21 protein-coding genes are annotated in these 21103 nt (G+C 56.6%); 1 reads left to right on the forward strand and 20 read right to left on the reverse strand.

The features are described from left to right. A partial coding sequence (locus KO492_RS09215) for a cadherin-like domain-containing protein (protein WP_216044689.1) occupies positions 1 to 1071 on the forward strand: 1071 nt, incomplete at its 5' end. Positions 1072 to 1482: 411 nt separating this feature from the next. Here KO492_RS09215 and KO492_RS09220 read toward each other — a convergent pair. The 20 genes from KO492_RS09220 to KO492_RS09315 all read right to left on the reverse strand — a co-directional run bounded on the left by KO492_RS09220 (position 1483) and on the right by KO492_RS09315 (position 21103). Continuing rightward, positions 1483 to 2313, reverse strand: a complete 831-nt coding sequence (locus tag KO492_RS09220) for a hypothetical protein (protein WP_216044690.1) — start codon at positions 2311 to 2313, stop codon at positions 1483 to 1485. Positions 2314 to 2466: 153 nt separating this feature from the next. Continuing rightward, complete coding sequence (locus tag KO492_RS09225; protein WP_216044691.1) at positions 2467 to 3252, reverse strand: tetratricopeptide repeat protein; 786 nt, start codon at positions 3250 to 3252, stop codon at positions 2467 to 2469. A 75-nt stretch (positions 3253 to 3327) separates the two neighbouring features. Then, positions 3328 to 5133: a TadG family pilus assembly protein gene (locus tag KO492_RS09230; protein ID WP_216044692.1), complete on the reverse strand. Its 1806-nt coding sequence runs from the start codon at positions 5131 to 5133 to the stop codon at positions 3328 to 3330. After that, positions 5123 to 5569 carry a TadE/TadG family type IV pilus assembly protein gene (locus KO492_RS09235; protein WP_216044693.1) on the reverse strand — a complete coding sequence of 149 codons (447 nt, stop codon included), beginning with the start codon at positions 5567 to 5569 and terminating at the stop codon, positions 5123 to 5125. The genes KO492_RS09230 and KO492_RS09235 overlap by 11 nt, the downstream gene beginning before the upstream one ends. 2 nt (positions 5570 to 5571) lie before the next feature. Further along, a complete protein-coding gene (locus KO492_RS09240) occupies positions 5572 to 6522 on the reverse strand; it encodes a type II secretion system F family protein (protein ID WP_216044694.1) in 951 nt (316 codons plus the stop codon). Position 6523: 1 nt separating this feature from the next. Further along, positions 6524 to 7495 carry a type II secretion system F family protein gene (locus KO492_RS09245; RefSeq protein WP_216044695.1) on the reverse strand — a complete coding sequence of 324 codons (972 nt, stop codon included), beginning with the start codon at positions 7493 to 7495 and terminating at the stop codon, positions 6524 to 6526. 2 nt (positions 7496 to 7497) lie between these two features. Further along, positions 7498 to 9039: a CpaF family protein gene (locus KO492_RS09250; RefSeq protein WP_216044696.1), complete on the reverse strand. Its 1542-nt coding sequence runs from the start codon at positions 9037 to 9039 to the stop codon at positions 7498 to 7500. 3 nt (positions 9040 to 9042) lie between these two features. After that, positions 9043 to 10272 carry an AAA family ATPase gene (locus KO492_RS09255; RefSeq protein ID WP_216044697.1) on the reverse strand — a complete coding sequence of 410 codons (1230 nt, stop codon included), beginning with the start codon at positions 10270 to 10272 and terminating at the stop codon, positions 9043 to 9045. After that, positions 10269 to 10814, reverse strand: coding sequence for a CpaD family pilus assembly protein (locus KO492_RS09260; RefSeq protein ID WP_252735468.1), 546 nt, complete (start codon positions 10812 to 10814; stop codon positions 10269 to 10271). The genes KO492_RS09255 and KO492_RS09260 overlap by 4 nt, the downstream gene beginning before the upstream one ends. 2 nt (positions 10815 to 10816) lie before the next feature. Beyond that, positions 10817 to 12109, reverse strand: coding sequence for a type II and III secretion system protein family protein (locus tag KO492_RS09265; protein ID WP_216044699.1), 1293 nt, complete (start codon positions 12107 to 12109; stop codon positions 10817 to 10819). Between the two features lie 49 nt (positions 12110 to 12158). Then, the gene (cpaB, locus tag KO492_RS09270; RefSeq protein ID WP_354668237.1) at positions 12159 to 13175 is read right to left on the reverse strand and encodes a Flp pilus assembly protein CpaB; all 1017 of its coding nucleotides are present in this window, start codon (positions 13173 to 13175) and stop codon (positions 12159 to 12161) included. After that, the gene (locus KO492_RS09275) at positions 13123 to 13308 is read right to left on the reverse strand and encodes a Flp family type IVb pilin (protein WP_216044701.1); all 186 of its coding nucleotides are present in this window, start codon (positions 13306 to 13308) and stop codon (positions 13123 to 13125) included. The genes cpaB and KO492_RS09275 overlap by 53 nt, the downstream gene beginning before the upstream one ends. Positions 13309 to 13756: 448 nt before the next feature. Further along, a complete protein-coding gene (locus KO492_RS18675) occupies positions 13757 to 14851 on the reverse strand; it encodes an adhesin (RefSeq protein WP_252735469.1) in 1095 nt (364 codons plus the stop codon). A gap of 189 nt (positions 14852 to 15040) precedes the next feature. After that, positions 15041 to 16066 carry a hydrogenase expression/formation protein HypE gene (hypE, locus tag KO492_RS09285; protein ID WP_216044702.1) on the reverse strand — a complete coding sequence of 342 codons (1026 nt, stop codon included), beginning with the start codon at positions 16064 to 16066 and terminating at the stop codon, positions 15041 to 15043. 30 nt (positions 16067 to 16096) lie between these two features. Further along, entirely contained in the window at positions 16097 to 17239 is a 1143-nt protein-coding gene (gene hypD, locus KO492_RS09290) for a hydrogenase formation protein HypD (RefSeq protein ID WP_216044703.1), read from the reverse strand. After that, on the reverse strand, positions 17236 to 17547 hold the full coding sequence (hypC, locus tag KO492_RS09295; protein WP_216044704.1) for a HypC/HybG/HupF family hydrogenase formation chaperone: 312 nt from the start codon (positions 17545 to 17547) through the stop codon (positions 17236 to 17238). The genes hypD and hypC overlap by 4 nt, the downstream gene beginning before the upstream one ends. Positions 17548 to 17549: 2 nt before the next feature. Then, entirely contained in the window at positions 17550 to 19088 is a 1539-nt protein-coding gene (locus KO492_RS09300) for a sigma-54-dependent transcriptional regulator (RefSeq protein WP_216044705.1), read from the reverse strand. After that, entirely contained in the window at positions 19043 to 19885 is an 843-nt protein-coding gene (gene hypB / locus KO492_RS09305) for a hydrogenase nickel incorporation protein HypB (RefSeq protein ID WP_216044706.1), read from the reverse strand. Before hypB ends, KO492_RS09300 begins: the two co-directional genes overlap by 46 nt. Beyond that, complete coding sequence (gene hypA, locus KO492_RS09310) at positions 19885 to 20226, reverse strand: hydrogenase maturation nickel metallochaperone HypA (RefSeq protein ID WP_066602091.1); 342 nt, start codon at positions 20224 to 20226, stop codon at positions 19885 to 19887. The genes hypB and hypA overlap by 1 nt, the downstream gene beginning before the upstream one ends. Continuing rightward, complete coding sequence (locus tag KO492_RS09315) at positions 20219 to 21103, reverse strand: hydrogenase expression/formation protein HupK (RefSeq protein ID WP_216044707.1); 885 nt, start codon at positions 21101 to 21103, stop codon at positions 20219 to 20221. Before KO492_RS09315 ends, hypA begins: the two co-directional genes overlap by 8 nt.

The raw sequence follows: 21103 nt of genomic DNA on the forward strand, positions 1-21103 counted from the left end.
AGCGGTACAGTTGAAAGCGGCGGCGCCGTAACTGTTAATGTCATGGAAAATGATGCAGATGCGGATGGTGACGATCTGACAATCGACCAGTATACCCAGCCAAACAACGGGACTGTCACGGAAAATGATGACGGAACGCTGTCTTACACAGCCAATGATGGCTTTGTAGGAACAGACAGCTTCACTTACACCGTCACAGACGGACAAGGCGGCGAAAGTACTGCAACCGTTAAAATTGAAGTGACCCAAGCCGAACCAGAAGCAGACCCCGATCAAGGCTTCCTTGACCCACTTATCGGCGAAGGTGGTTTGCTCGGGTTTGTCACTGCTGACGGGGCGGCGCTTGGCGACATCACCGGCTCTGAAGGTTTGCTTGGCGATCTCATAGGTTCCTCCAGTCCCCTCAGTGATCTGGGCAACGAACTCTTGGGGCAACCGCTTCTTGGGGACGGCGTCGGAGAGGACGGTGAGGATGGCATTCTGGATGGCTTGATCGGCGATGACGGCCTGCTTGGCCCGGTCACCGGAAATGAAGGTTTGCTCGGAGACATTACAGGGTCTGGGGGACTTCTCGGCGATCTTCTCCTCACTGACGGTGTGCTTGGAGCGGTCAGTGGACATGAAGGTCTGGTTGGTGAACTGACCGGCACAGGATTGCTCGGTGAAACAGGTGATGCTTCAGACGGGAATAGCGACGAGAGCCCGCTCGACGATCTTCTTGGTGGCGTGACGGAGGGGCTGCTTGACGATGGACAGGGACTTCTAGACCCGATCATTGCAACAGAAGGGCTCCTTGGCGACCTGACTGGCAATGGCGAGACCCTCTTGGGTGACATCACCGGATCCGAAGGGCTTCTCGGAGATCTTGTGCTCAATGATGGAGCCCTCGGAACAGTTACAGGATCGGAAGGGCTTGTCGGGGAGCTGACCGGCACAGGTCTGCTGGGCGAACCAACAGAATCCGAAAGCGATACATCCGACAGCGGTTCCACCCTTGGTCTCGACCTCCTGGACCCCGTCATGGACATCGTCAGCGACTTGACAGGTGGGCTATCGGACGACGTGGCCTAACCGGAAAATTCCGCAGTCGGGCGCAACATAGTGCCCGACTGCCTCGGAAAGGCGGTTTACCCCGCCCTTCCCAAAAGAGATCGCTTTCCTGCCCCACAGGGAAGCGTAGGAGGAGTAAACCTGCATTGCTTCTCCACTTTGGGGTGTTGCGTTTCCATGACACCCCCCAGAGGCGGATTGTGTCACCCCCCCCCAACCACTCACCCAGCATGATCCGCCTCAATCTCCACCCCCGAAACACATGACACAAGCCATGGATGCATTCGTCTCTGTGGCCGTTTGTGCATCTTGCTTTGGGCATCAAGGAGGGCGTCTGAGGACAAAATGCCAAAGACAGGTTGAATAGGAAGCTCAAAAACAAAACCACCGCGCGAATGGCGCGGTGGCTGGAAATTTTTGGTAATCTGCGTCTTAGACAGCGAGTTCCTCGCCCAGACCGCTCAAGTCATCAAGTCCGCCGAGCAGACCGTCAGTCAAGCCGCCAACAGTATCAAGAACGGTGTCCACTACGTCGGTGACCGTTCCGAGAATGCCGCCAACGAGACCGGTATCCACATCGCCCAGAAGGCCTTCAACGGTATCAAGCACACCGTCCACGAGAGACAGATCAAGCAGATCGGTCGGGTCTCCGAGCAGCCCATCGAGAATATCGAGGTTCAGCCCGTCGGTCAGAGTGTCGGTCAAACCCAGATCAAGCGTATCTGTAACGGTTCCCAGCACATTGCTGACAAGCGACGTATCGAGACCGCCCGTCACGGTGTCAAGCAAACCGTCAACGATCGATGTGTCGAGACCACCAGTCACAGTATCAAGCAGGCCATCAACGACCGACGTATCAAGGCCACCAGTTACAGTGTCGAGAAGGCCATCAACAACCGAAGTGTCCAGACTGTCCGTGACCGTGTCCAGCACACCACCGAGAAGGTCTGCATCAAGCGTGTCTGTGGCCAAAGACACCACATCGTCAACGAGCGATGCGTCGAGGAGGTCGAGACCGGCTGTCCCTGTCAAACCATCGACGAGCCCGAGAGAGCCTGTCACGGTTCCGACGGTATCGGTGAGGACAGACGCATCAAGCAAGTCAAGATCCAGCGCGCCGGTCACACCCGACAACGTATCACTGACCACGTCACCTGAGAGCAGTGTCCCGACTGCGGGTGTAACGGAACCAAGAGTCGTCTGGAGTGTGCCGGGAATAGCGGCCAGTTGGTCTTTAACAAACGTCAGATTTTCAAGGGTCATTTCCCTCTCCTGTATTTGGAAGTTTCCTCGCATAACCATGCTTTATGGTCGCGCGAGGAAATCCATACATAAGGATGGGAATAAAACAACTAAAAGTTGTACTTTAGGTCAACTTAAGGATGTATCTTCTGTTTTGTCGGATCACTATCCGCATCAAACGAAAACAAGCGATCCGATAGGTTTACCCTCCCGATTCATCCGGCGCAAAGCCTGATAGGTCCGGATATTTTCCTCCACCTCTTGCGGTGTCATATCATGCGCCAAGGTTGCGCGGGCATCATTGTCGCGCCCGTCCAGCCCGTATACCAGTGCAAGGTTGCCCCGCACATAGGGCGCCGCCGCCGGATCCTTGACCAGTTCCTGCAAAATCGCCGTTCCCCGCAGGATATCGCCCGAAATTGCCAGAGACAGGGCGTAATTGCTGCGCAGAATGAAGTTAGTCGGATAGTAGGTCAGGCCGTCCTCGTAAACGCCTTGCGCCTGTTTATGGCGTGACAATGTATCCAGTGCGACCCCCTTCCCCGTCAGAGCCGACACGTTGCGCCGGTCAATGCGCAGGGCTTTATCATAGGTCTCCACCGCTTTCTCGGACTGATGCCGGGCAAGGTAGACCCGCCCCAGCGTTGTGAGAACCTCGGTATCATTTGGCGCAAGATCATGGGCCCGCAACAGAACCGCTTCGGCCCGACTGTTCTGCCCCATACCGGCGTAGCTGTTGCCCGCCCCCAAAAGCGCCGGCACAGAGTTCGGGTCTGTCACGAGTACTTTTTCAAACAGACGGGCGGCGGTTTCATTGTCCCCCGTCTCGGACGTGGCCTGCGCCAGCCGCAGGGTTTCCGACCCTCCCGAGGTGCTGCCACCCGTTCCGGCGGGCATGCTCAAGGAACACGCGGACAGGCTGAGCGCGAACAAAACAGGGGCGAGAAGACGGGTCGTCATATAGGAAATGCGCAAAGCGATACTCCGGTCAGGTTGAGCGAAAAAGAGCGTGGCGGGAAGAGGGGTGATGCAGCGTCATTGAACAAGTACAACCTTTCCGCAACTGACACCATCCAATGTCAGGTCACCTTGCCCAATCCCGATGCCAAGGGTGTTGAAAAGGCCGTCAAGAACGGCATCGAGTGGGGTAAGAAGTGCTCCAAGAAGCTTGCCCGGGAGAATGTCGAGGATTCCATTCACTAGAGACGATAGTAACCCAGTGACCAACGACAGGTTCTCACTATCAATACTTATCTCAAGGACGTCAGGATCTAGCAATGACCTTAAAGTTGAATTCAGAATTTCTCCAGATTCAATTGTTTTCGGGTCTCCGCCAATTTCGGAAACGAGAAACTCAACTGTTGGCTGTTGCGATACCCCTGCTGCAGCATGTGACTTTAACTGCAAGGTAAAGAGATTAAGCCGTAAAAATAGAACAGACAAGCTCAGATCAACGAAGTCGGCAGGTTCCAGATCATTATGATCAAGAGGTGTAGTCGTATCCTCAAATGTTGGCGCATCGAACTCGCCAATGAACAATTCCACCAAATGTGTTCCGGTCACCCCTTCGAACGGATCAAACCCTGTATCAAATGTCGCTATTGTATCGCTGGGGTCATCCGCCCCGCAATTGAGCTCAGTGAGCGTGGCCGTCGCACTTGCAACCTCGGCATACAGAGGCACACGTATCGCGAGGACAGACACCCCTGCGCCAAGCCCGCTCAACAAAGTTGGCGACAATTCCAAATCCAGCTTCAACCGCACCTGCGCCGTGTGGAGAGTTGCGCCGCGTGCGCCGATCATGATCCAGCCGGAATGTGCCTCCCGCTCACCGACGACAAGTTGGAGATCTGTGCTCAACACATTCGGAAGGTCCAAGTCTATCCCGTCCACCTCAATAACGCGGTTTTCATTCACCACATCCAGCGAGGCCTTCAACAAATCCAGCGCATTGACCTCGACTTCTCCAAGGATGTCCTCCAGCTGCACAGCGACATTGTCGCCATCAATTCCGATCAAATCCGAAGCATTCAGCGCCGTAGAGGCTGTAGTATTGAGAATTGTCGTCAACACCTTTGTTGAGCCCAACACAGCCCCCGTGTCCAGAATGGCTCCCGCAATATCCGCAAGATCAATATCTGATGTCAGGATATTTTCATAATCCCCCGCGGTGGCTCCGATCCGGTTCCCCAAAGCATCCGAGAAGGTCAAAAGATCAATCTGTGTATCCAGTAGGGCCTTGTAATCCAGAACATCCAGATCAACGCTGGTCCCCAGCGCCTCCCCCAAAAGCCCGTCCAGCACACTTTCTCCCGTATTGATCGACAAAAGCCGCGATCCGAGACTGAAGGATGCAAAATCGAAACGCGCGGCTGTGGCGCTGGCGGAAAGCGGTGTGCTGTCCACCTTGAGAAAGCTCTTCGCAAAAAACAAGGGCGCGGAATCCGCAAGCTCGGCTTTCGCCGCATTGACATCGGCGTCTGTCAGGCTGCCCTCTGTGAAACGGTCCTCGGCAAGCACTGCACTGTCGTAATCATAGCGCCCGTAGCTTAACCCCGTCAGCGCAGCCGCGGACAGGGCGTTGCCCGACACGGTCTGCGTCGCCGCAACACGCGGTGCTTCGTCTTCTTCATTTTCAGCTTCGTCGTAGAGGTTCAGAACCGCACTGACAGCGGCCATGTCTGCCTGTGTCTGGAGGGTCTTCTGCCGGAAATACAGAGAGCCAAGGTCAATGCCCACGGCCATAAATCCCACCGCCGCCGTCAGGAACAACGCGACGATGATCACCACCGCACCGGAGTCATCCGCATTATAACGCTGGAGAAGTTGCTTAATACGCAAGATAGCTCCTTCGCGTTATATCCTCGATTCCGATGCCAAGAAAACTATCCGCAATGGCGACAGCGGTCCCGTCGAGATCATAGGTCAGAGTGATCTGCACGGCGTCGAATTCATTCGTTATGCCGCAATCGGTTTGATCCTCCGGAAAAACGCAAATCTCCGTATTAGTGATGTGATCCGCGTCGAGAAAAGAGAAACGCTCCCCCGGAGAAGCAAGAAAGTTTTCTGCCCGTTCTTTGCGATCCGCCATATACGGTTCACTCACAGAATAGCGTGCGGCTTCGGCCGCAATTTGCTGGAGACTGTTTGAGATGGCAAAATATTGACCGAAGGCCACAATCCCGAAGAGCATACTAAGCAGCAACGGCAGAACGAGTGCAAATTCCACCGCTGTTGCGCCGTCCTCTTCGCGCCAAAACGCACGCCAGTTGAACATTATTACGATCCCCCGATCATTAAGTTATCCAGAATACTCAATGCCGCCGGACCGATCAGAACGATGAAGAGCGCGGGCATGATAAAAAGAATGAGTGGAACAGTCATAAGCGCAGGCAGACGGCCTGCCTGTTCCTCCAGCCGCAACAACCGCTGCGCGCGCGAGTCCAGCATCAGAGACCGCAGCGCCGCCCGAAACGGTGTGCCGTAGCGGGCCGATTGCACCATGGCATTGGCAAAAACCGAAATTTCCGGCAGGGGAAGGCGCTCTTCAAAATTACGCCATGCCTGATCCCGCTCCGGCAAAACCCCGAGTTCGATGACCAATTGCTGCATTTCCACAGCCAGATCCGGACAGGTAGCATAGACCTCCCGCGCCACGCGTTTGAGGGCCGGCATCGGGCCCAGTCCGGCTTCGCTGGCGATCACCAGCAATTCCAACATGTCCGGAAAGCCCCGCCGCACACTATCGAGACGTTTCTTCTTTCTCCGCGACAGGATCGCATCAGGGGCGCGCGACAGAGCCAATGCAGTGGCGGCGACAACCGTGATCACTTTCAACGGGCTCACCGTGTCGTCCCTATTGAGGACCAGCCACAGAAGGGCAACAAGACCGCCGGCAGCCGGCAGAACCAGCTTCAGAAACGCATAGACAATATGAGCATCCCGACTGCGTATACCGGCAGCTTTCAACAGCGCTGCGGACGCCTCTGCCTCGCCCCCTTTGACGATGGAAACCCGTTCGGCCGTCAACGCCGCCACACGGGTGATACCCTGTGCAAGACGCGCAGTTACGGAAGGCTGAACTGCAAATGGTCTCCCGCCGGAGGCTTGGCGCGAGATGCTACGCGCCAAACGGGACCGACGCGCCCGCTGATCCATCACCCCCATGAACAAAAACTGTAGGAGGCTGAGGCCCAGAACAATCAGGAGGATGACACCGATCTTCGCCATATCAAACATCAATCCGTGAGAGTTTATACATGCTGTAGATGCCCAAAGAGAGGCTTAGAACTCCGGCAAGTGTCATCAGATGGCCGCGCGGATCCTCGATCAACGGGCTGAGATAACCCGGATTGAGGATGAAGAGGATCAAGCCAATTCCAAAGGGCAGACCTGACAGGATCATCGCGCTGACCCGTGTCTCGGCGGATAGAGCAGCGGCTTTCTTTCGCAGCTTGCGCCGGTCGCGCAAAAGCTCTGCAAGGTTTTCGAGCGTCTCCACCAGATTGCCGCCGGTTTCGGCCTGAAGGCTGGTCGCCACAGCGATGAACCGCGCCTCCGGTGTCGCGATCCGATCCGCCATACCCGAGAGTGCTTCGTTCAACGGCAGACCGACACGATGCTCGTCCCGACAGCGCAGAAATTCCTCCCGCGCAATTCCCGAAGAGTGGCTGGCCACCAGCCCGAGGGACTCGCCGAGCGGCTGACCTGCTCTCAGACTACGGGCGAACACATCAAGGCAATCAGGGAGCGCTTCGGTGAATTGGCGCACCCGTCGCCCTTTCAACAGATCAAGAAAGAGATTGACCATCATCCAGCCGCCACCAATCGCGACCAAAACTCTCAAAGGCATGGCCAGAGATGTCATAAAGGTAAGGCCCAGCCCGATCCCGATAGCCGTGATCCCCATAGAGAGCAGAACCGAAGCGGGTGTCATGGACAGACCCGCCTCGCGGACCCGCTGCTCGAGAAGCCCCCGCACACCGCCGCGCCTCTGTTTCATAGCTGCGTGTGTGGCATTGCGGGCTGTTTCGGCGACCCGTTGACGCACCAGTTCGGGCGTGGTTTTGGACTGATCCGCCGAGTAGCGGACAAGCCGCGCGCGCCGGATTCGCCGTGCGCGGTCATACAAGATCAGGCTGACTGCACCAAAGGCGACGCAGGCCGTAAAGATCATAATAAAGGCCGACACAGTTCCGACCATAATCAGACCCTCACAACTTGCCGCAGTTTGACATCAAGCCCCTGCTCTGCCGCGCGGTCCACGAAACTTGGCAGCATTCCGGTCGGGACAAACTGACCCTTCAACGGGCCGCCCTGCAAACCCGCTTCCGGAACGAAGCGAAAGAGTTCCTGTAGGCTGATGACATCATCCTCGCCGCCGACGACCTCCGAGATGGAGGTGATCCGTCGCACCCCGTCACGCATGCGCGAGATTTGCACGATCAGGTGAATGGCGTCCCTAAGTTGTTGGCGCACAAAACTTGAGGGCAGCACAATACCCGACATGGCAATCAGGTTTTCCATGCGTGTTAACGCCTCGCGCGGATTGTTGGCGTGCAAGGTGCTCATGGACCCGTCATGGCCTGTGTTCATGGCCTGCAACAAATCAAACGCTTCTTCGCCGCGCACCTCCCCGATGATGATCCGGTCCGGTCGCATCCGCAGCGCATTGCGAAACAGCCGTCGCATGGGCACTTCACCCTTACCTTCAATATTGGCAGCGCGGGTTTCCAAGCGGACCACATGCGGCTGCTGCAACCGGAGTTCGGCGGCATCTTCGAGCGTGACAATCCGTTCATTTGTCGGAATCTCGCGGGAAATCGCGTTGAGCAACGTCGTCTTGCCCGACCCTGTGCCTCCGGACACCAGCAGGTTCAGACGCAACTGTGTCGCGATTTGCAAAAACTCCGCCATTTCCTTGGTCAGCGACTGGCGCTGGATCAGGTCCGCAAGTTGCAAATCATCTTTGGGAAACTTCCGGATTGTCATGGTCGGCCCGTCCACGGCCAGAGGCGGGATCGTCACATTGATCCGGCTGCCATCTTCGAGACGGGCATCCACCAAAGGCGTCGTTTCATCGACACGGCGACCGACCGCGGACACGATCCGCGTTGCGATCGTCAGCACATGGTCGTTGTCACGAAAGGAAATATCCGCCAATTCAAGCTGGCCCTGACGTTCGACATAGATCTGGTTCGGCCCATTCACCATGATTTCGGAAATACTGTCGTCCTCCAGCAGCCGCTCAAGCGGCCCGAGCCCGAGCATGTCGTCGACCACATAGTCGACCAGCTCGGCGCTCTCCATTCCGTTGAGATCAATGCGCTGTGTCTGGCTGACGGAAAGCACGGCATCCCGAATTGCGATGCGCTGTGCCTCGGAGGGGAGTTCCGCAAGCGTGCGCAAATCCAACAGGTCCATCACCTCCGGCGCAACCTGTGTTCCAAGCCGCATGACACGCTTGGTAAAATCCGGCTGGTAATTGGCGCGGGGTTTGGCCTCCGGTCTCTGTCTGTCCGTGTCGACAGGAGAAGCCTCTGCAAGTGGCACAAGCTGTTGCATCAACTGGCGTTGACGCTCACGCGGAAGAATATGGCCTGTGGTGTCCTGATACCAATCAATCGCCAGACTGACCGCATAAGCGCCACCTTCGCGCCCTTCGGACACAAGTGTTTGCAATCGCTCCGCAATCACCGCGCGAACAGCGTCCATATCCTGACGGGCCATTATGACACTCTCGCTCATCGCTTATGCCTTTTTCTTCCACCATGACGCAGATTGAACGGGGGTTGAGGGGCCAGCAGTCCACCCCTTTTGCAAATCATCGGAAAACTGACGAACGCGGCGGGCATAGGCGCTGCGCGGCGCAAGTGTTTGCAGCGGCTCCCCTTTGACCGATGCTCGCGAAATATCATTCGCACACAGCGGCAATTCAAAGGACAGCGGGGGGTCGAGCGCATCGGCGATCTCTTTGGCACTCAGTCCGGCATCTCGACGGAGATGTGACAGCGCCAGCCAAACCCGTGGTTGCGGACTATTGCTACGGTTCAGCCGGTCGAGCAGACGCCCCGCAGAGCGCACGGCACCAAAACCCGGCGAAAGCACAAGGACAAGATCATCGACTGTCTCCAGCACAGGATGATCGTCCATGACGAACCGTCGCGGCAGGTCCACCACAGAGGAGGCAAAGACATCCTTGAAAGCCCCCATCAGGCTTGCAAGACCTGCTTCATAGCGGGGCAGAAGCGCCGGATCTTCAATCTCGGCGGAATAGACCGACAGACCAGACTGAACCTCGTGCATCGTGGCTTGCAAGAAAGTGGCATCCACGCGCTCCGGAGTTGTCAGCGCATCAAAAACGCCTGGCGTCATTTCAACATCCAGTTCGACAGCCAAGGTGCCGAAATGCAATTCGGCATCCAACAGCCCTACACGGGAGGCCCCTGTTTGATTTTCAGCCTTCGCCTTGACCGATGCGGCCAATGCCGCAGCCAGATTGGTGGCCAGAAGACTGGCCCCCACCCCGCCACAAACACCACAAACCGCAACGGATTTTCCCCGCTGTGTGGGAGGGGCGGTCAAAGCTGTGGAAGCGCTCCACAAATCCGGCAGAGGGTCGCCTTCCTGATGCGGAACGATGAGATAGTCTTTGGCCCCACCAGCAAGGTAGGCCCGATAGGTCGGCACATCGATCTCAGATCCGAGAAGCACGATCTCGACGCCATCCGCAACCACGTCCCGCAGAAGCTCCATCGTGTCGCCCAGAGGCGAGGACCCGAGTTCCGCAAGAACAATATCGCCGAATTCCGTCATGCCGGACAAACGCGACAAGGTTTCCAATGTGCCGGTGTGATAGGTCGCCTGATCTCCGTCCGGAGCCTGCCGCATGAGATAGGCCACCGCATCGCGACCGGCTTCTGTCGCAACGAAGGCTTCGACGCGACGCGCTGTTTGAGAAAGTGGCAACACCTGATTCATTGACCGCTCCCGTCCCGATAGGCCATTGCTGCCGTCGTGTCCGGCTCAAGCACATCACCCGGCTCATGGATCATCACAGCAAGATTGGTCGCATTGGCACAGCCCAAATCATCAATTCCCGACCGGCAACTGACACTCAGCCCCTGCGCTCGCGTGACGCGAATAATCCCGACCTGCCGATAGGGAGACGGGCGCGTGCCGAAATTGTTATCTTGCAGATACTGCGTCTTGGCCGGATACCTAGCCAGAAGCGAATGCATCACGCCTTGCCGCTCTGCATCAATCTGCGGCTTGCCCGTTGACGGGATGGTGACGATGAGCACATCGCCTGTATCCAGCACAAGCGCATTCAAAAACGATGAAATACGGCTACGCTCCCCAGCGGAAAGTATCGATGAGCCGGAGGCGAACCGGTACTGATGCTGCGCCTCGACATAAGGGGCGGACAGGCGTTCGGTGACGCCGGAGGCCGGGGCCGGGCCTTCACAACCTGCGACCAGAAGAACGGCGAACCCTGCCAGAATAGATTTTGCTTTACCCATATTCATTGCAGCAAGAACCCCGCATTGCCGTTGATATTTTTGACCGAAACAGGGCCGTTTTTGCTGATCGGCTCTCCGGACGAGAGGGAACCCAGAAATTGCCGGTCCAAGCTGTTGGCAGGGGCAAAGCCCTCCAGCGGCGTCTTGAATTTGTCAGGTGCGGCAGGCTCGACGATATAGGGCGTCACGATGATAACCAGTTCGGTTTCTCCCGACTGGTAGCTTGTCGAGCGGAACAGCGCTCCGAGGATCGGGATCTCCCCCAAACCCGGCACATCCTGCACATCCTGTTGTGTCGTGGCGCTGAAAAGCCCCGCGATAGCAAAGCTCTGCCCGCTGCCCACTTCGATGGTCGTGCTGGCGCTGCGCTCTAGGATCAAAGGAATGTTCTGTGTGTTCGACGTGCTGCCGTTGGAAAAGTCCAATTCACGGATTTGCGTGCGTACGTTCAGCTTGATCTGGTCGGCGCGCAGCACTTCCGGCAAAAACTCAAGCTCGACCCCATAAGGTTCAAACTGCACCGAGCTGGAATCATCTCCCTCCGCGACGGTTTGATATGGAAAGCGGCCACCTGCGAGAAAGCTCGCCTTATCACCGGAGCGGGCGGTGAGGTTTGGTTCCGAGAGAATGGTCACCAAACCTCTGCTTTTCAGCGCTTCGATTGTTCCGCTGATGGAGAAAGCCGTCAGCAAGCCATCGCCACTTTGCGACCGGCTGCCGGATAGCGACGTCCAGCTCACGCCCAAATCTTCAGATACACTGCGCGACACTTCCGCGATGCGCACTTGCAGGTTGATTTGCGGCGGGGTTTCCAAGGAGAGGCTGTTCACCACTGTGACCGTCTCGCCGGCCAGTTGGCGCACAACAGAGTCAATGCGCTCTGCATCGGCAATGGTGCCCACCCGACCGCTTAGCACAATCGCGCCCCCGACTTCGGAGACCGAGAACGACCCGCCCGTCACTGTGGCATGTGCGGCGCGGCTGACGGCATCCATATTGACCGAAACGCCGACTGCGCTGCTCAGAGTGACCTCTTCCTGATCATCAATGACAAACAACGTGGTCTCGCCAATGCGCTTGCCATAAATATACAGAAGCGTCGGTGACTTGATCTCCACATCCGCGACATCGGGATTGGCAAGGAACACGGTTTGCGCCGGTTCATCGAGCTTGATCAGCTTCCCCTGCCCCGCGAACAGATCAATGTCGCGATTTCGCGTCTCGATCAAGGTTTGCGCCACAGCAGGCAGCGCGACAATCATCCAAAGCGTAAACAGGGATATGGTGCGAAACATTCGGGACAAACCTTTTGGGACAATGGGCTAAAGGGGCAGGCGTCGTGTATTAGTTCTCAGGCGTCGGCGTTTGCGTGACATGAGCGCCCGTACCGGCCGCAGCGGCGATCAAGGCCTCCAAAGCGCCAACATCGGCATCCGCCACAGTGAGCACGTTGACCTGTGTCTGGGTGCCACGCACCACGGAGACACTCCGACTTGGCGCTGCGGGTTCGGAATGCTCTGCTCCACCGGAGACTTGGGATGCGAATATCGGCGTATCCTTGGCGATAATCGGGTCATCCCCCTCCGTCCCGTCGCTCAGAACCAGCATCAGATCCCCCATTTTCTGGGCGAGCGCCAAGACTTTGGCACCATCTGGTGGCAGTTCGAAGGTGACAATCTTCGGCGATGCCTTGAGCGGTTTCTGCTCACTGCCGTCAGTCGGTTCAGCGACTTGGTCCGTGGCGATAATCCGCACATTGCGCAGCACCGTGCGGATGGCGAGCGCATTGTTTTCGGCTTTATAGGAGAGCATCACATCGACACGGTCCCCGTTGCGCACGAGACCGGCCACCGATGTCGCCTCCGTCACCGGCAAGGAAATCGCCCGCATCCCTTCGCTCAAATGCAGCATGGATGTCTGCACTGGCGCTGGTGTGTCGGGAACCTCCGGCACGATCAGGTCAGAGGACACGAAAGGCGTGCCGCCCGGCACCATTCTCACCGCAGTCAGTCGCAGCAGCGCCTCGCGATTTGCAGAGGTGTCGCGCAAAAAGCTCTCGGCAATCTGGGTTTCAGGCATCTCGACAGAGACGATGCCATCATCGGAGATAGGCGCGCCAACCGACAACCCAGCCGCCGCTACCAGCACCCGATCGGATGCAATTTTTACTGCGGCCTGCACGGGCGCGGGCTGTGATGCAGCCTGATCTTCCTGACGAAGACCAAACCACATCACGGATCCGGCGACCAAAGCGGAAACCGTCAAAACGGCACCTGTGCGGCCAAATAGTCCGAGGGAGGGGAACATGTTAAGTGGTTGGAACGGCTGGCAATGCTTCTTCAACAGCCTCAAAGCCTGCATTTACCTTCTCTCCAATGCCTGCCACGGCCGTCACAATCACTGCAGCAATCAGCGCAGCAAAAAGACCGTATTCGATCGCCGTCGCACCGTCTTCTTCGCGGTTGAAGCGGTTCATAAGTTTTAAGAATTTCATTTGGCGTAGCCTCCTAAAGCATGTTTTTCATGGGGACCCAAGGCGACCACACAACTTTGGAGAAATTTCCCCGCATGATGTCTATGTCGCAAAAGATCTAGCCAACCTTAGGATGTAGTAGGCGACTTTTTGCCAAGCTAAAAATCAATAAAAATTCGCGGCATGGTTGTTTGTCACATTAAATCCACACGCTTTAGTATTTTTAGATATATCTTATATATACATTTTATATCTATATACATTCTAAATAATACAGTCGGAATGTCGGTGCATTTTTTCGGCGCACAAATAAAAGCCATATCATCGAGATACAAACCGTCGAACGTATTGCCCTCACGAAGGAGCACCACGGTCTGCACCGTTTCCGAAACTCACATCCACCACAAAAAAGCGCCCCTCACAGTGTGAGGGACGCGTTCGATTTTATCGTTGGGTTTATCAGCCGAGATCAGACCACCGCATCCGCGTCATCTCCACCAAGAAGCCCGCCTAACAAACCGTCGCTGCCGAGCAGATCACCAACCAACGGAAGATCACCTAACAGATCGCCACTCTCGCCGCCAAGGAGACCTCCAACAAGGCCATCATCTCCGAGAATACCGCCGAGGAGACCATCGTCCCCTTCGCCACCACCCAACAGATCACCAACGAGCGGAAGGCTGCCAAGCAAACCGTCGCCATCGCCGAGCAGGTCGTCAAGCAGACCACCCTCCCCGTCTGATGCGGAACTGTCGCTCCCCAAAGTGCCGCGACCAGTCAGAGCACCAACCAGCCCGTCTTTACCCGTGACCATGCTCAAAACACCATCGTCAGCGATCAGACTTCCGAGCAGCCCTTCAGATCCGGTCACAGCACCAAGAAGGCCCGAGTTGCCGGTCACGAGGCCCAAAGCACCGTCGTCTGCAATGAGGGGATCCAATATAGCATCATCACCGGAGCCATCCCCGAGCAATGTGAGACCGGTCAGTTCTCCGACCAGTCCTTCCGCACCGGTCAACATTCCAAGAACACCTCCTGTACCGATCAGATCGCCAAGAAGGCCTTCTGAGCCCGTGATGTCGCCAAGCAAACCGTCATTACCTGTGACATCTCCGAGAAGGCCACCGTCAGCCAATAGGAAGTCAACCACACCGGGATCATCGCTTCCCAAATCAAAACCGTCATCAGGAGTGCCTCCGCCATCGGTGTTATCACCGTCGTCATCACTCCCGTCGTCGGTATCTCCATTCGTCCCGTCATCGGAATCGTCGTCATCGTCATCGTCTGACAGGCTTGCCGCAATCGCACCGGCGCCAAGCAGCCCTGCACCAATCGCGAGCGGGGATACACCGAACAGACCTTCGTCCGTTGCTTCCGGCTCATAAATTTCGGGATCACCCAAGACAGGGCTATATCCGCCAGTACTCACGCTGACATACCCGTCAGAAGTCACAAGCGTATCGCCTGGCAGGATGTCACTTTCAGCAACCTGGATCTGTCGTCCGTTGCGAATGACGCGCGCCATTGGCACATAGTTCAAGCCGACCGTAGAAGAATTTTGCATTATTCTGCACCTCACAAACATACTTAAGTTCACGAATTCTACCTTAGGCATATATCAATGCAATTTTAATATACTTAAGAATGGTCTAATTGCCGCAGGCAATTTTTTGCCACCAGCAAATACGTCATCGACAAACACACCATTCAGGTTTCCAGGGAGCGCTTGGTGGTCGCGTCTTTCCCGGCTCACTCAACAAATACGCGGGAGTTGTTCTCCGACCAGCATATCAACGATACGCGCGCCCCCGAATAACGTGCGCATCGTTACTCGCGGTCCAACACCGGCGTCATGTGCGCGACCGATTACAACCGCTCCCTGCCCCTCAGGCACGGAACGCATTGCCGCAAGCGCCGCATCTACGTCTTCCGGCGCGACAAACAGGACAAGTGTCCCTTCGTTGGCCAAGTAGAGCGGATCAAGCCCCAAAATCTCACACATACCTTTGACTTCTGCGCGGATTGGCAATGTTTCTTCGGCAATCTCCACGGCCACCCCCGCTTCATCCGCGATTTCATTGAGCGCAGAGGCCAGCCCCCCACGGGTCGCATCGCGAGCACAACGCAATGATGGACATGCCTGCGCCACAGCGGCCATCAGATGCCCAAGGCCCGCACAATCCGACGGAATGTCCGCGCTTAATGCCATTTCACCACGCGCTGCCAGAATGGCTGCCCCGTGATCTCCGAGCACATGATTGACAATCGCAACGTCTCCGGGCCGGACATGCGCCGCGCACAGATCACTGCCAGCCGGAATCACGCCTATGCCGGAGGTGGTGATGAAAACCTTGTCCGCCGACCCTCGACCGACCACCTTGGTGTCGCCCGTGACAATCCTGACGCCCGTCTTATCCGCCTCTGCTTTCATCGAGGCCACAATTCGGCGCAAAAGAGCAATCTCGGTTCCTTCTTCAATAATAAAAGCCGCCGAAAGCCACAGCGGTGTGGCGCCCCCAACGGCGAGGTCGTTCACGGTTCCGCAAACCGCAATTTTTCCGATGTCTCCACCAGGGAACTCCACAGGATCAACCACAAAGCTGTCGGTAGTGAAGGCCAGCCGCGCACCGGGCTCCCGCACGGCATCACTCATCAATCGCGCCTGATCTTCGGAGCTTTCCGGCTCGAACACAGAGGTGAAGACCTCACCAATCAAATCGCGCATTGCCTTGCCGCCGCCGCCATGCGCCAACGTCACATGTTGATCCCTCAATGCCATGTCTGTTCTTTCTTTTCTTGGCGTGAATGGCTACTCAGCGGCCTCTGCCGCACGTGCGCCACCATATTGATAGTATGCCGCGCAAGCGCCCTCAGAGCTGACCATCAATGCTCCCAATGGCATTTCCGGTGTACAGCCCTTCCCGAATTGGGGACAGCCTGTCGGCTTCAACTGGCCGGTCATCACCGCACCACATGCACAGCCTTCCGGTTCCTGCACCGAGCGAACCCCTGCCGCATAGCCGATCCCGAATTTTTCTTCGGCATCGAATGCGCGGTATGTGTCACGGATGCGCAGACCCGAATGATCAATCTCCCCCAAGCCCCGCCATTCAAAGGAAGGCCGAAGCTCATAAACATCTTCGATTGCCGCCAAGGATACAGGGTTGCCGTGCTCAGGGACCACACGGGCATATTGGTTCTCAACCTCGGCCCGCCCGTCGCGCAGTTGCTCAAGCACCATCAGGACAGATTGCAACAAGTCGAGAGGCTCGAACCCCGCAACCACGATGGGCTTGCCGTATTCATCAGCTATAAAATCATATGGATGTGTGCCAATGACCATCGACACATGTCCCGGTCCGACAAACCCGTCGAGCATCATATGCGGATCATCAAGAAGCGCCTTGATAGGCGGCGGGACAGTGATGTGATTGCAAAACACAGAAAAATTCGTGAGGTTTTCACGCGCGGCTTGCTGAATGGACAGAGCTGTAGACGGCGTCGTTGTCTCGAACCCCAGCCCGAAAAACACCACTTCGCGATCAGGGTTGCGGCGGGCCAGTTCCAGCGCATCAAGCGGTGAATAGACCATGCGGATATCGGCACCCTCGCTTTTGGCCTGCAAAAGAGATTTCTTCTGCCCCGGCACCCGCATGGCATCGCCGAAGGTAGTAAATATGACCTCCGGCTTCTCCGCAATCTCCACACATTCATCAACCCGTGCCATCGGAAGAACACAGACGGGACAGCCCGGACCGTGGATGAACTCCACACCTTCCGGCGTGAGCTTGTCCAACCCGTAACGGAAAATTGCATGGGTATGCCCACCGCAGATTTCCATAATATAGACCGGCTTTTCTTTCGTCGCACCGATCTCGTCGGCCAGCGTATTGATCCGTGCCAAAAGCGCCTTGGCGGCCTTCGGATCGCGAAACTCTTCTGCGTATTTCATGCCTGCATCTCCGAAGCGGAACCATCCTGTTTCAGCGCCTTTTCCCCCTCGGCCATCGCTTCGAGAGCCTCCTGCGCTTCGCCCAGATCATGAAGCGCCTGAAGAGTGGCCGCTGCTTCCTCCTCGTCGATAAGAGCCATAGCAAAACCGACGTGGATCAAAGCCCACTTCCCGATCAGGGCCTCTATCGCTCCCGTCAGAACCGGTGCGATATTCACCTCGCGTTTGACGCCGGAGACATCAGCCAAGGCCATCATTCGCGCCTCATCGGTGATCTCTACGATCTGCCCCGGAATTCCCAGACACATGGCTATTTCTCCTCGCTTGTGGTGGCATCGTCATGGCGCTTTCGCTCAACCAGCCCGTAGCGCTCTATCTTGGCGCGCAATCCGACGCGGGAAAGACCCAGCTCCGCTGCCGCGCGACTTTTATTCCATTTCAATCTTGTGAGCGTCTCCCGAAGAATACGCATTTCGATCTGCTCCACCCGATCCTTGAGCGTTCCGGTTCCGATCAACACACGATCCACGGCTGTCTCCGGCTCGACATCCTTGGTCGGGATGGCCTGCAAGATGTGACGCGAAATCAATTCAGGGCCCAGCAGCGCATCCTGTGAAAAGATCAACATACGAAGAACTTCATTTTCGAGTTCCCGCATATTGCCCGGCCAGTCATATTCAGACAGAAATTGCAGCGCATCATCGGACAGACCACTGACAGGCTTGCCATGTTGTTCTGCCATCTCGAACAGAAAGGTTTGCGCCAGTACAGGAAGATCTCCCTGACGTTCACGCAAGGGTGGCACGGTCAACCCCGCTTTGGACAATGCAAAGTAGAGTTCGGCATTGAACCGGCCCTCGGCCACCTCAATGCGCAAATCCCGCTCTGTGCCGGTCAAAAGCCGCACCTGAGCATGTCGCATTTCATGACTGCCCACAGGCCGGAACGCCCCGTCCCGCGCCGCCCGCAACAACAAAAGCTGGAGGCGGGCCGACAGGCTACATACGCCTGACAGATAGAGCGTTCCCCGATCCGCTTTCTGGAACAAACCCGTTTTGTGGCTGGTGATCCCTGACAAAGCCCCGCGACGGGCGCCAAACAATTCGATTTCCAGAATATCATCATCGACAGAGGCACAGTCGAATTCGAAATAGGGCTTGTCCGATCGCAACGAACTGTAGTGCATCGCCCGCGCCAGATTCCGTTTACCCGTGCCTGTCTCACCCGTGATCATCACAGGCACGTCAAAAGTGGCAAACTGGCGTGCCTGTTCGATGACTGCGTTGAGCGGAGAATTGGCCGCACGCAGCACGGTCTCGAACCCCATCCCCTCACGCAGAGCTTTGCGCTGTTCTTCAAGCTTTGCCTCAACCGAACGGGAAAGGTATCGCATTTCCAGAGACATGCGGTCATAGTCGCGGGTCAGCCGGAACAGGTCCGTGGCATTTTTCGCGACCATCATCAAATGGTCAGGGTGCCACGGCTTGGTGAGGAACTGGTAAATTCCCGCATCATTTATCGCGGAAATCATATCCCCTGTTTCTGTATACCCCGTAATGATAATCCGCACCGTTTCAGGCCAGCGCTCGCGCACCTCTGTCAGGAATTCGACGCCGGTTGTGCCCGGCATCCGGTGATCACAGAAAATCACCTGCACAAAATGCTCTTCCATCAGCTCTCGTGCATCACCCGCATTCAATGCGGTCAGAATGTCGAATTCGTCTTCAAGCGCCATACGCATGGCCGCGAGGCTGTGTTCCTCGTCGTCCACCAACAGAATTGTAGGCAGAGAATTGGCCATGATCAGACCCTGACCGCCGGTTTGGCCGCGAGCCGGTCTCGAAGCCATTGCACCCAGTCTTCCATCCCTTCGCCCGTGCGCGCGGAAATGCGCAGGATTTCAATCGCCGGGTTCACACGCCGGAGGTTTTCCTCATAGAGATCCAGATCAACATCACAATACGGCGCCAAATCAATCTTGTTGAGCAACGCCACCTCGGACACTGTGAACATGTCCGGATATTTCAACGGCTTGTCCTCACCTTCCGTGACCGAAATGACAGCCACCTTACAATCTTCGCCGAGGTCGAACCCCGCCGGACACACAAGGTTTCCGACATTTTCAATGAACAGCATCGAACTGGAATCCAGCGTCAGATGTTCCATCGCATGCCCCACCATATGACCGTCGAGGTGACAGCCCTTGCCAGTGTTGACCTGAACGGCCTTGGCTCCAGTAGAGCGGATGCGCTTGGCATCATTTTCGGTCTGCTGATCGCCCTCAATCACGGCGAGAGGCTGATCGCCAAGCATCTCGATTGTCTTACATAGCAATGTGGTTTTGCCTGACCCGGGAGAAGACACAAGATTGATCGCGAAAGCCCCCTTATCTTTCAACACTGCGCGATTTGCCTCGGCGTAGCGGTCGTTCTTGGCAAGGATATCGGTCTCGATTTCGATCAAGCGCTCTTGCGTCATGCCGGGCACTTCAACACCTGCCGGACCCTGACCGAAATGCATATTGGCCCCGTGATGGTGGTCATGATGATGGTGGTGGGAATGGTCATGGCTATGCCCGTCCCCGTGGTCGTGATGATGGCCATGACCTTCGACACTTGCTGTTCCGCATCCGCACACATTACACATCAATGCACCTCCAAATCCTTGATCCGCATTTCATCGCCCCCAACGGGCATCAGTTTGCCACCGCCACAAGTCGGGCAAAGGTCCAGCCGGTTTTCGATCTCAACCTCTTTCATACAATCGTAACACATGGCCCGTCCCGGAAGATCGATCATCTCCAGCATCGCGCCTTCGGCAACGGAACCACGCATCACAACATCAAATGCAAAGGCGAGCGCAGGTTTTTCGACACCGGCGAATTTTCCGATTTCAACCCGAACAGATTTCACCGAAGAAAACCCGTTTTTTACCGCAGCGTCTTCGATCACAGAGCGGATGCCTTCACATAATGACATTTCATGCATTAGCGACACCTCCAACATGTGCGCCGTCCTGCAATGTCACCGGAGAGCATGGGTCCAAGACGTCAACCAGAAGCGGCGCCAAATGGCGGCTTCGCGCAGGTAGGCTTGCAAGGGATTGAGCCATAATTCCCCCTGCCGCCATCATATGATCTGTCGGGGTGATCCGTTCGAATTGCGCCACGATACCCTCCCGTACACAGGCCTGCATCGCATAGGCTCCCCGCGAAGCCGGCACCACAACCCAGCCATTGTCCAGCCGCTTCGGGGCCGGAACTTCGCCACGCGAACATGCGACTAGATCGAGCATCCGTGCAAAGATCCGCCACAACGGCCCGCGCCCCCGCGTCTCGGCAATATGCTGCATCACCGGATGGGTGCAGTGTCGTGCCGCCACGGAGTTTTCACAGGCTTCGGTTTGAACAATCCGCGCATCATCCGCCAACGGCAGGTCCGCCACAGCCTCCCCTGATTGAAACGCGGCATCCAATGCGCGCAACATGGGCGCGGCACCGTCATTCTGCCGAAGATATAGTGCAAAGTCCTCCTCTGTATCCGGCATCTGCGCCGGCAGTAGGCCGTCTATTCCTTGCGCCACAGGCAAGGTAGAAAGCCCGAGATGACGCGGCAAAAGAAGACCCAGACGAACGAGATGGTCGCGGACAAAATCCTGTGCAAGTCTCCGGCGCACATCTGCATCGAGAGGCAAGCCAAAAGCAAGTTTTACTACAGCCTCCTGCGCGCCTCGACACAAGTTGAATACTCTCGGGATCAAGGCCACCACCTCTTCAACCGGCTTGCCGAGTACGAGCTTTGACACCGGCATAGCCTGTGCCAACGTCGCGCTCAAAGCACCGGTATCCGAGGTGGAAACAGCCAT

It is taken from the genome of Celeribacter halophilus (assembly GCF_018860305.1).
In the GTDB taxonomy this organism is placed as follows: Bacteria; Pseudomonadota; Alphaproteobacteria; order Rhodobacterales; family Rhodobacteraceae; genus Celeribacter; species Celeribacter halophilus_A.

What these genes read in the sequence shown, in the direction of transcription:
- hypD (WP_216044703.1), bottom strand. Translation starts at nt 17,239, where the DNA reads ATGAAATACGCAGAAGAGTTTCGCGATCCGAAGGCCGCCAAGGCGCTT.
- hypA (WP_066602091.1), bottom strand. Translation starts at nt 20,226, where the DNA reads ATGCATGAAATGTCATTATGTGAAGGCATCCGCTCTGTGATCGAAGAC.
- KO492_RS09245 (WP_216044695.1), bottom strand. Translation starts at nt 7,495, where the DNA reads ATGGTCGGAACTGTGTCGGCCTTTATTATGATCTTTACGGCCTGCGTC.
- KO492_RS09275 (WP_216044701.1), bottom strand. Translation starts at nt 13,308, where the DNA reads ATGAAATTCTTAAAACTTATGAACCGCTTCAACCGCGAAGAAGACGGT.
- KO492_RS09235 (WP_216044693.1), bottom strand. Translation starts at nt 5,569, where the DNA reads ATGTTCAACTGGCGTGCGTTTTGGCGCGAAGAGGACGGCGCAACAGCG.
- KO492_RS09315 (WP_216044707.1), bottom strand. Translation starts at nt 21,103, where the DNA reads ATGGCTGTTTCCACCTCGGATACCGGTGCTTTGAGCGCGACGTTGGCA.
- cpaB (WP_354668237.1), bottom strand. Translation starts at nt 13,175, where the DNA reads ATGCAGGCTTTGAGGCTGTTGAAGAAGCATTGCCAGCCGTTCCAACCA.
- KO492_RS09220 (WP_216044690.1), bottom strand. Translation starts at nt 2,313, where the DNA reads ATGACCCTTGAAAATCTGACGTTTGTTAAAGACCAACTGGCCGCTATT.
- KO492_RS09300 (WP_216044705.1), bottom strand. Translation starts at nt 19,088, where the DNA reads ATGGCTTCGAGACCGGCTCGCGGCCAAACCGGCGGTCAGGGTCTGATC.
- hypE (WP_216044702.1), bottom strand. Translation starts at nt 16,066, where the DNA reads ATGGCATTGAGGGATCAACATGTGACGTTGGCGCATGGCGGCGGCGGC.
- KO492_RS09225 (WP_216044691.1), bottom strand. Translation starts at nt 3,252, where the DNA reads ATGACGACCCGTCTTCTCGCCCCTGTTTTGTTCGCGCTCAGCCTGTCC.
- hypB (WP_216044706.1), bottom strand. Translation starts at nt 19,885, where the DNA reads ATGTGTAATGTGTGCGGATGCGGAACAGCAAGTGTCGAAGGTCATGGC.
- KO492_RS09250 (WP_216044696.1), bottom strand. Translation starts at nt 9,039, where the DNA reads ATGAGCGAGAGTGTCATAATGGCCCGTCAGGATATGGACGCTGTTCGC.
- KO492_RS18675 (WP_252735469.1), bottom strand. Translation starts at nt 14,851, where the DNA reads ATGCAAAATTCTTCTACGGTCGGCTTGAACTATGTGCCAATGGCGCGC.
- KO492_RS09255 (WP_216044697.1), bottom strand. Translation starts at nt 10,272, where the DNA reads ATGAATCAGGTGTTGCCACTTTCTCAAACAGCGCGTCGCGTCGAAGCC.
- KO492_RS09240 (WP_216044694.1), bottom strand. Translation starts at nt 6,522, where the DNA reads ATGGCGAAGATCGGTGTCATCCTCCTGATTGTTCTGGGCCTCAGCCTC.
- KO492_RS09265 (WP_216044699.1), bottom strand. Translation starts at nt 12,109, where the DNA reads ATGTTTCGCACCATATCCCTGTTTACGCTTTGGATGATTGTCGCGCTG.
- hypC (WP_216044704.1), bottom strand. Translation starts at nt 17,547, where the DNA reads ATGTGTCTGGGAATTCCGGGGCAGATCGTAGAGATCACCGATGAGGCG.
- KO492_RS09260 (WP_252735468.1), bottom strand. Translation starts at nt 10,814, where the DNA reads ATGGGTAAAGCAAAATCTATTCTGGCAGGGTTCGCCGTTCTTCTGGTC.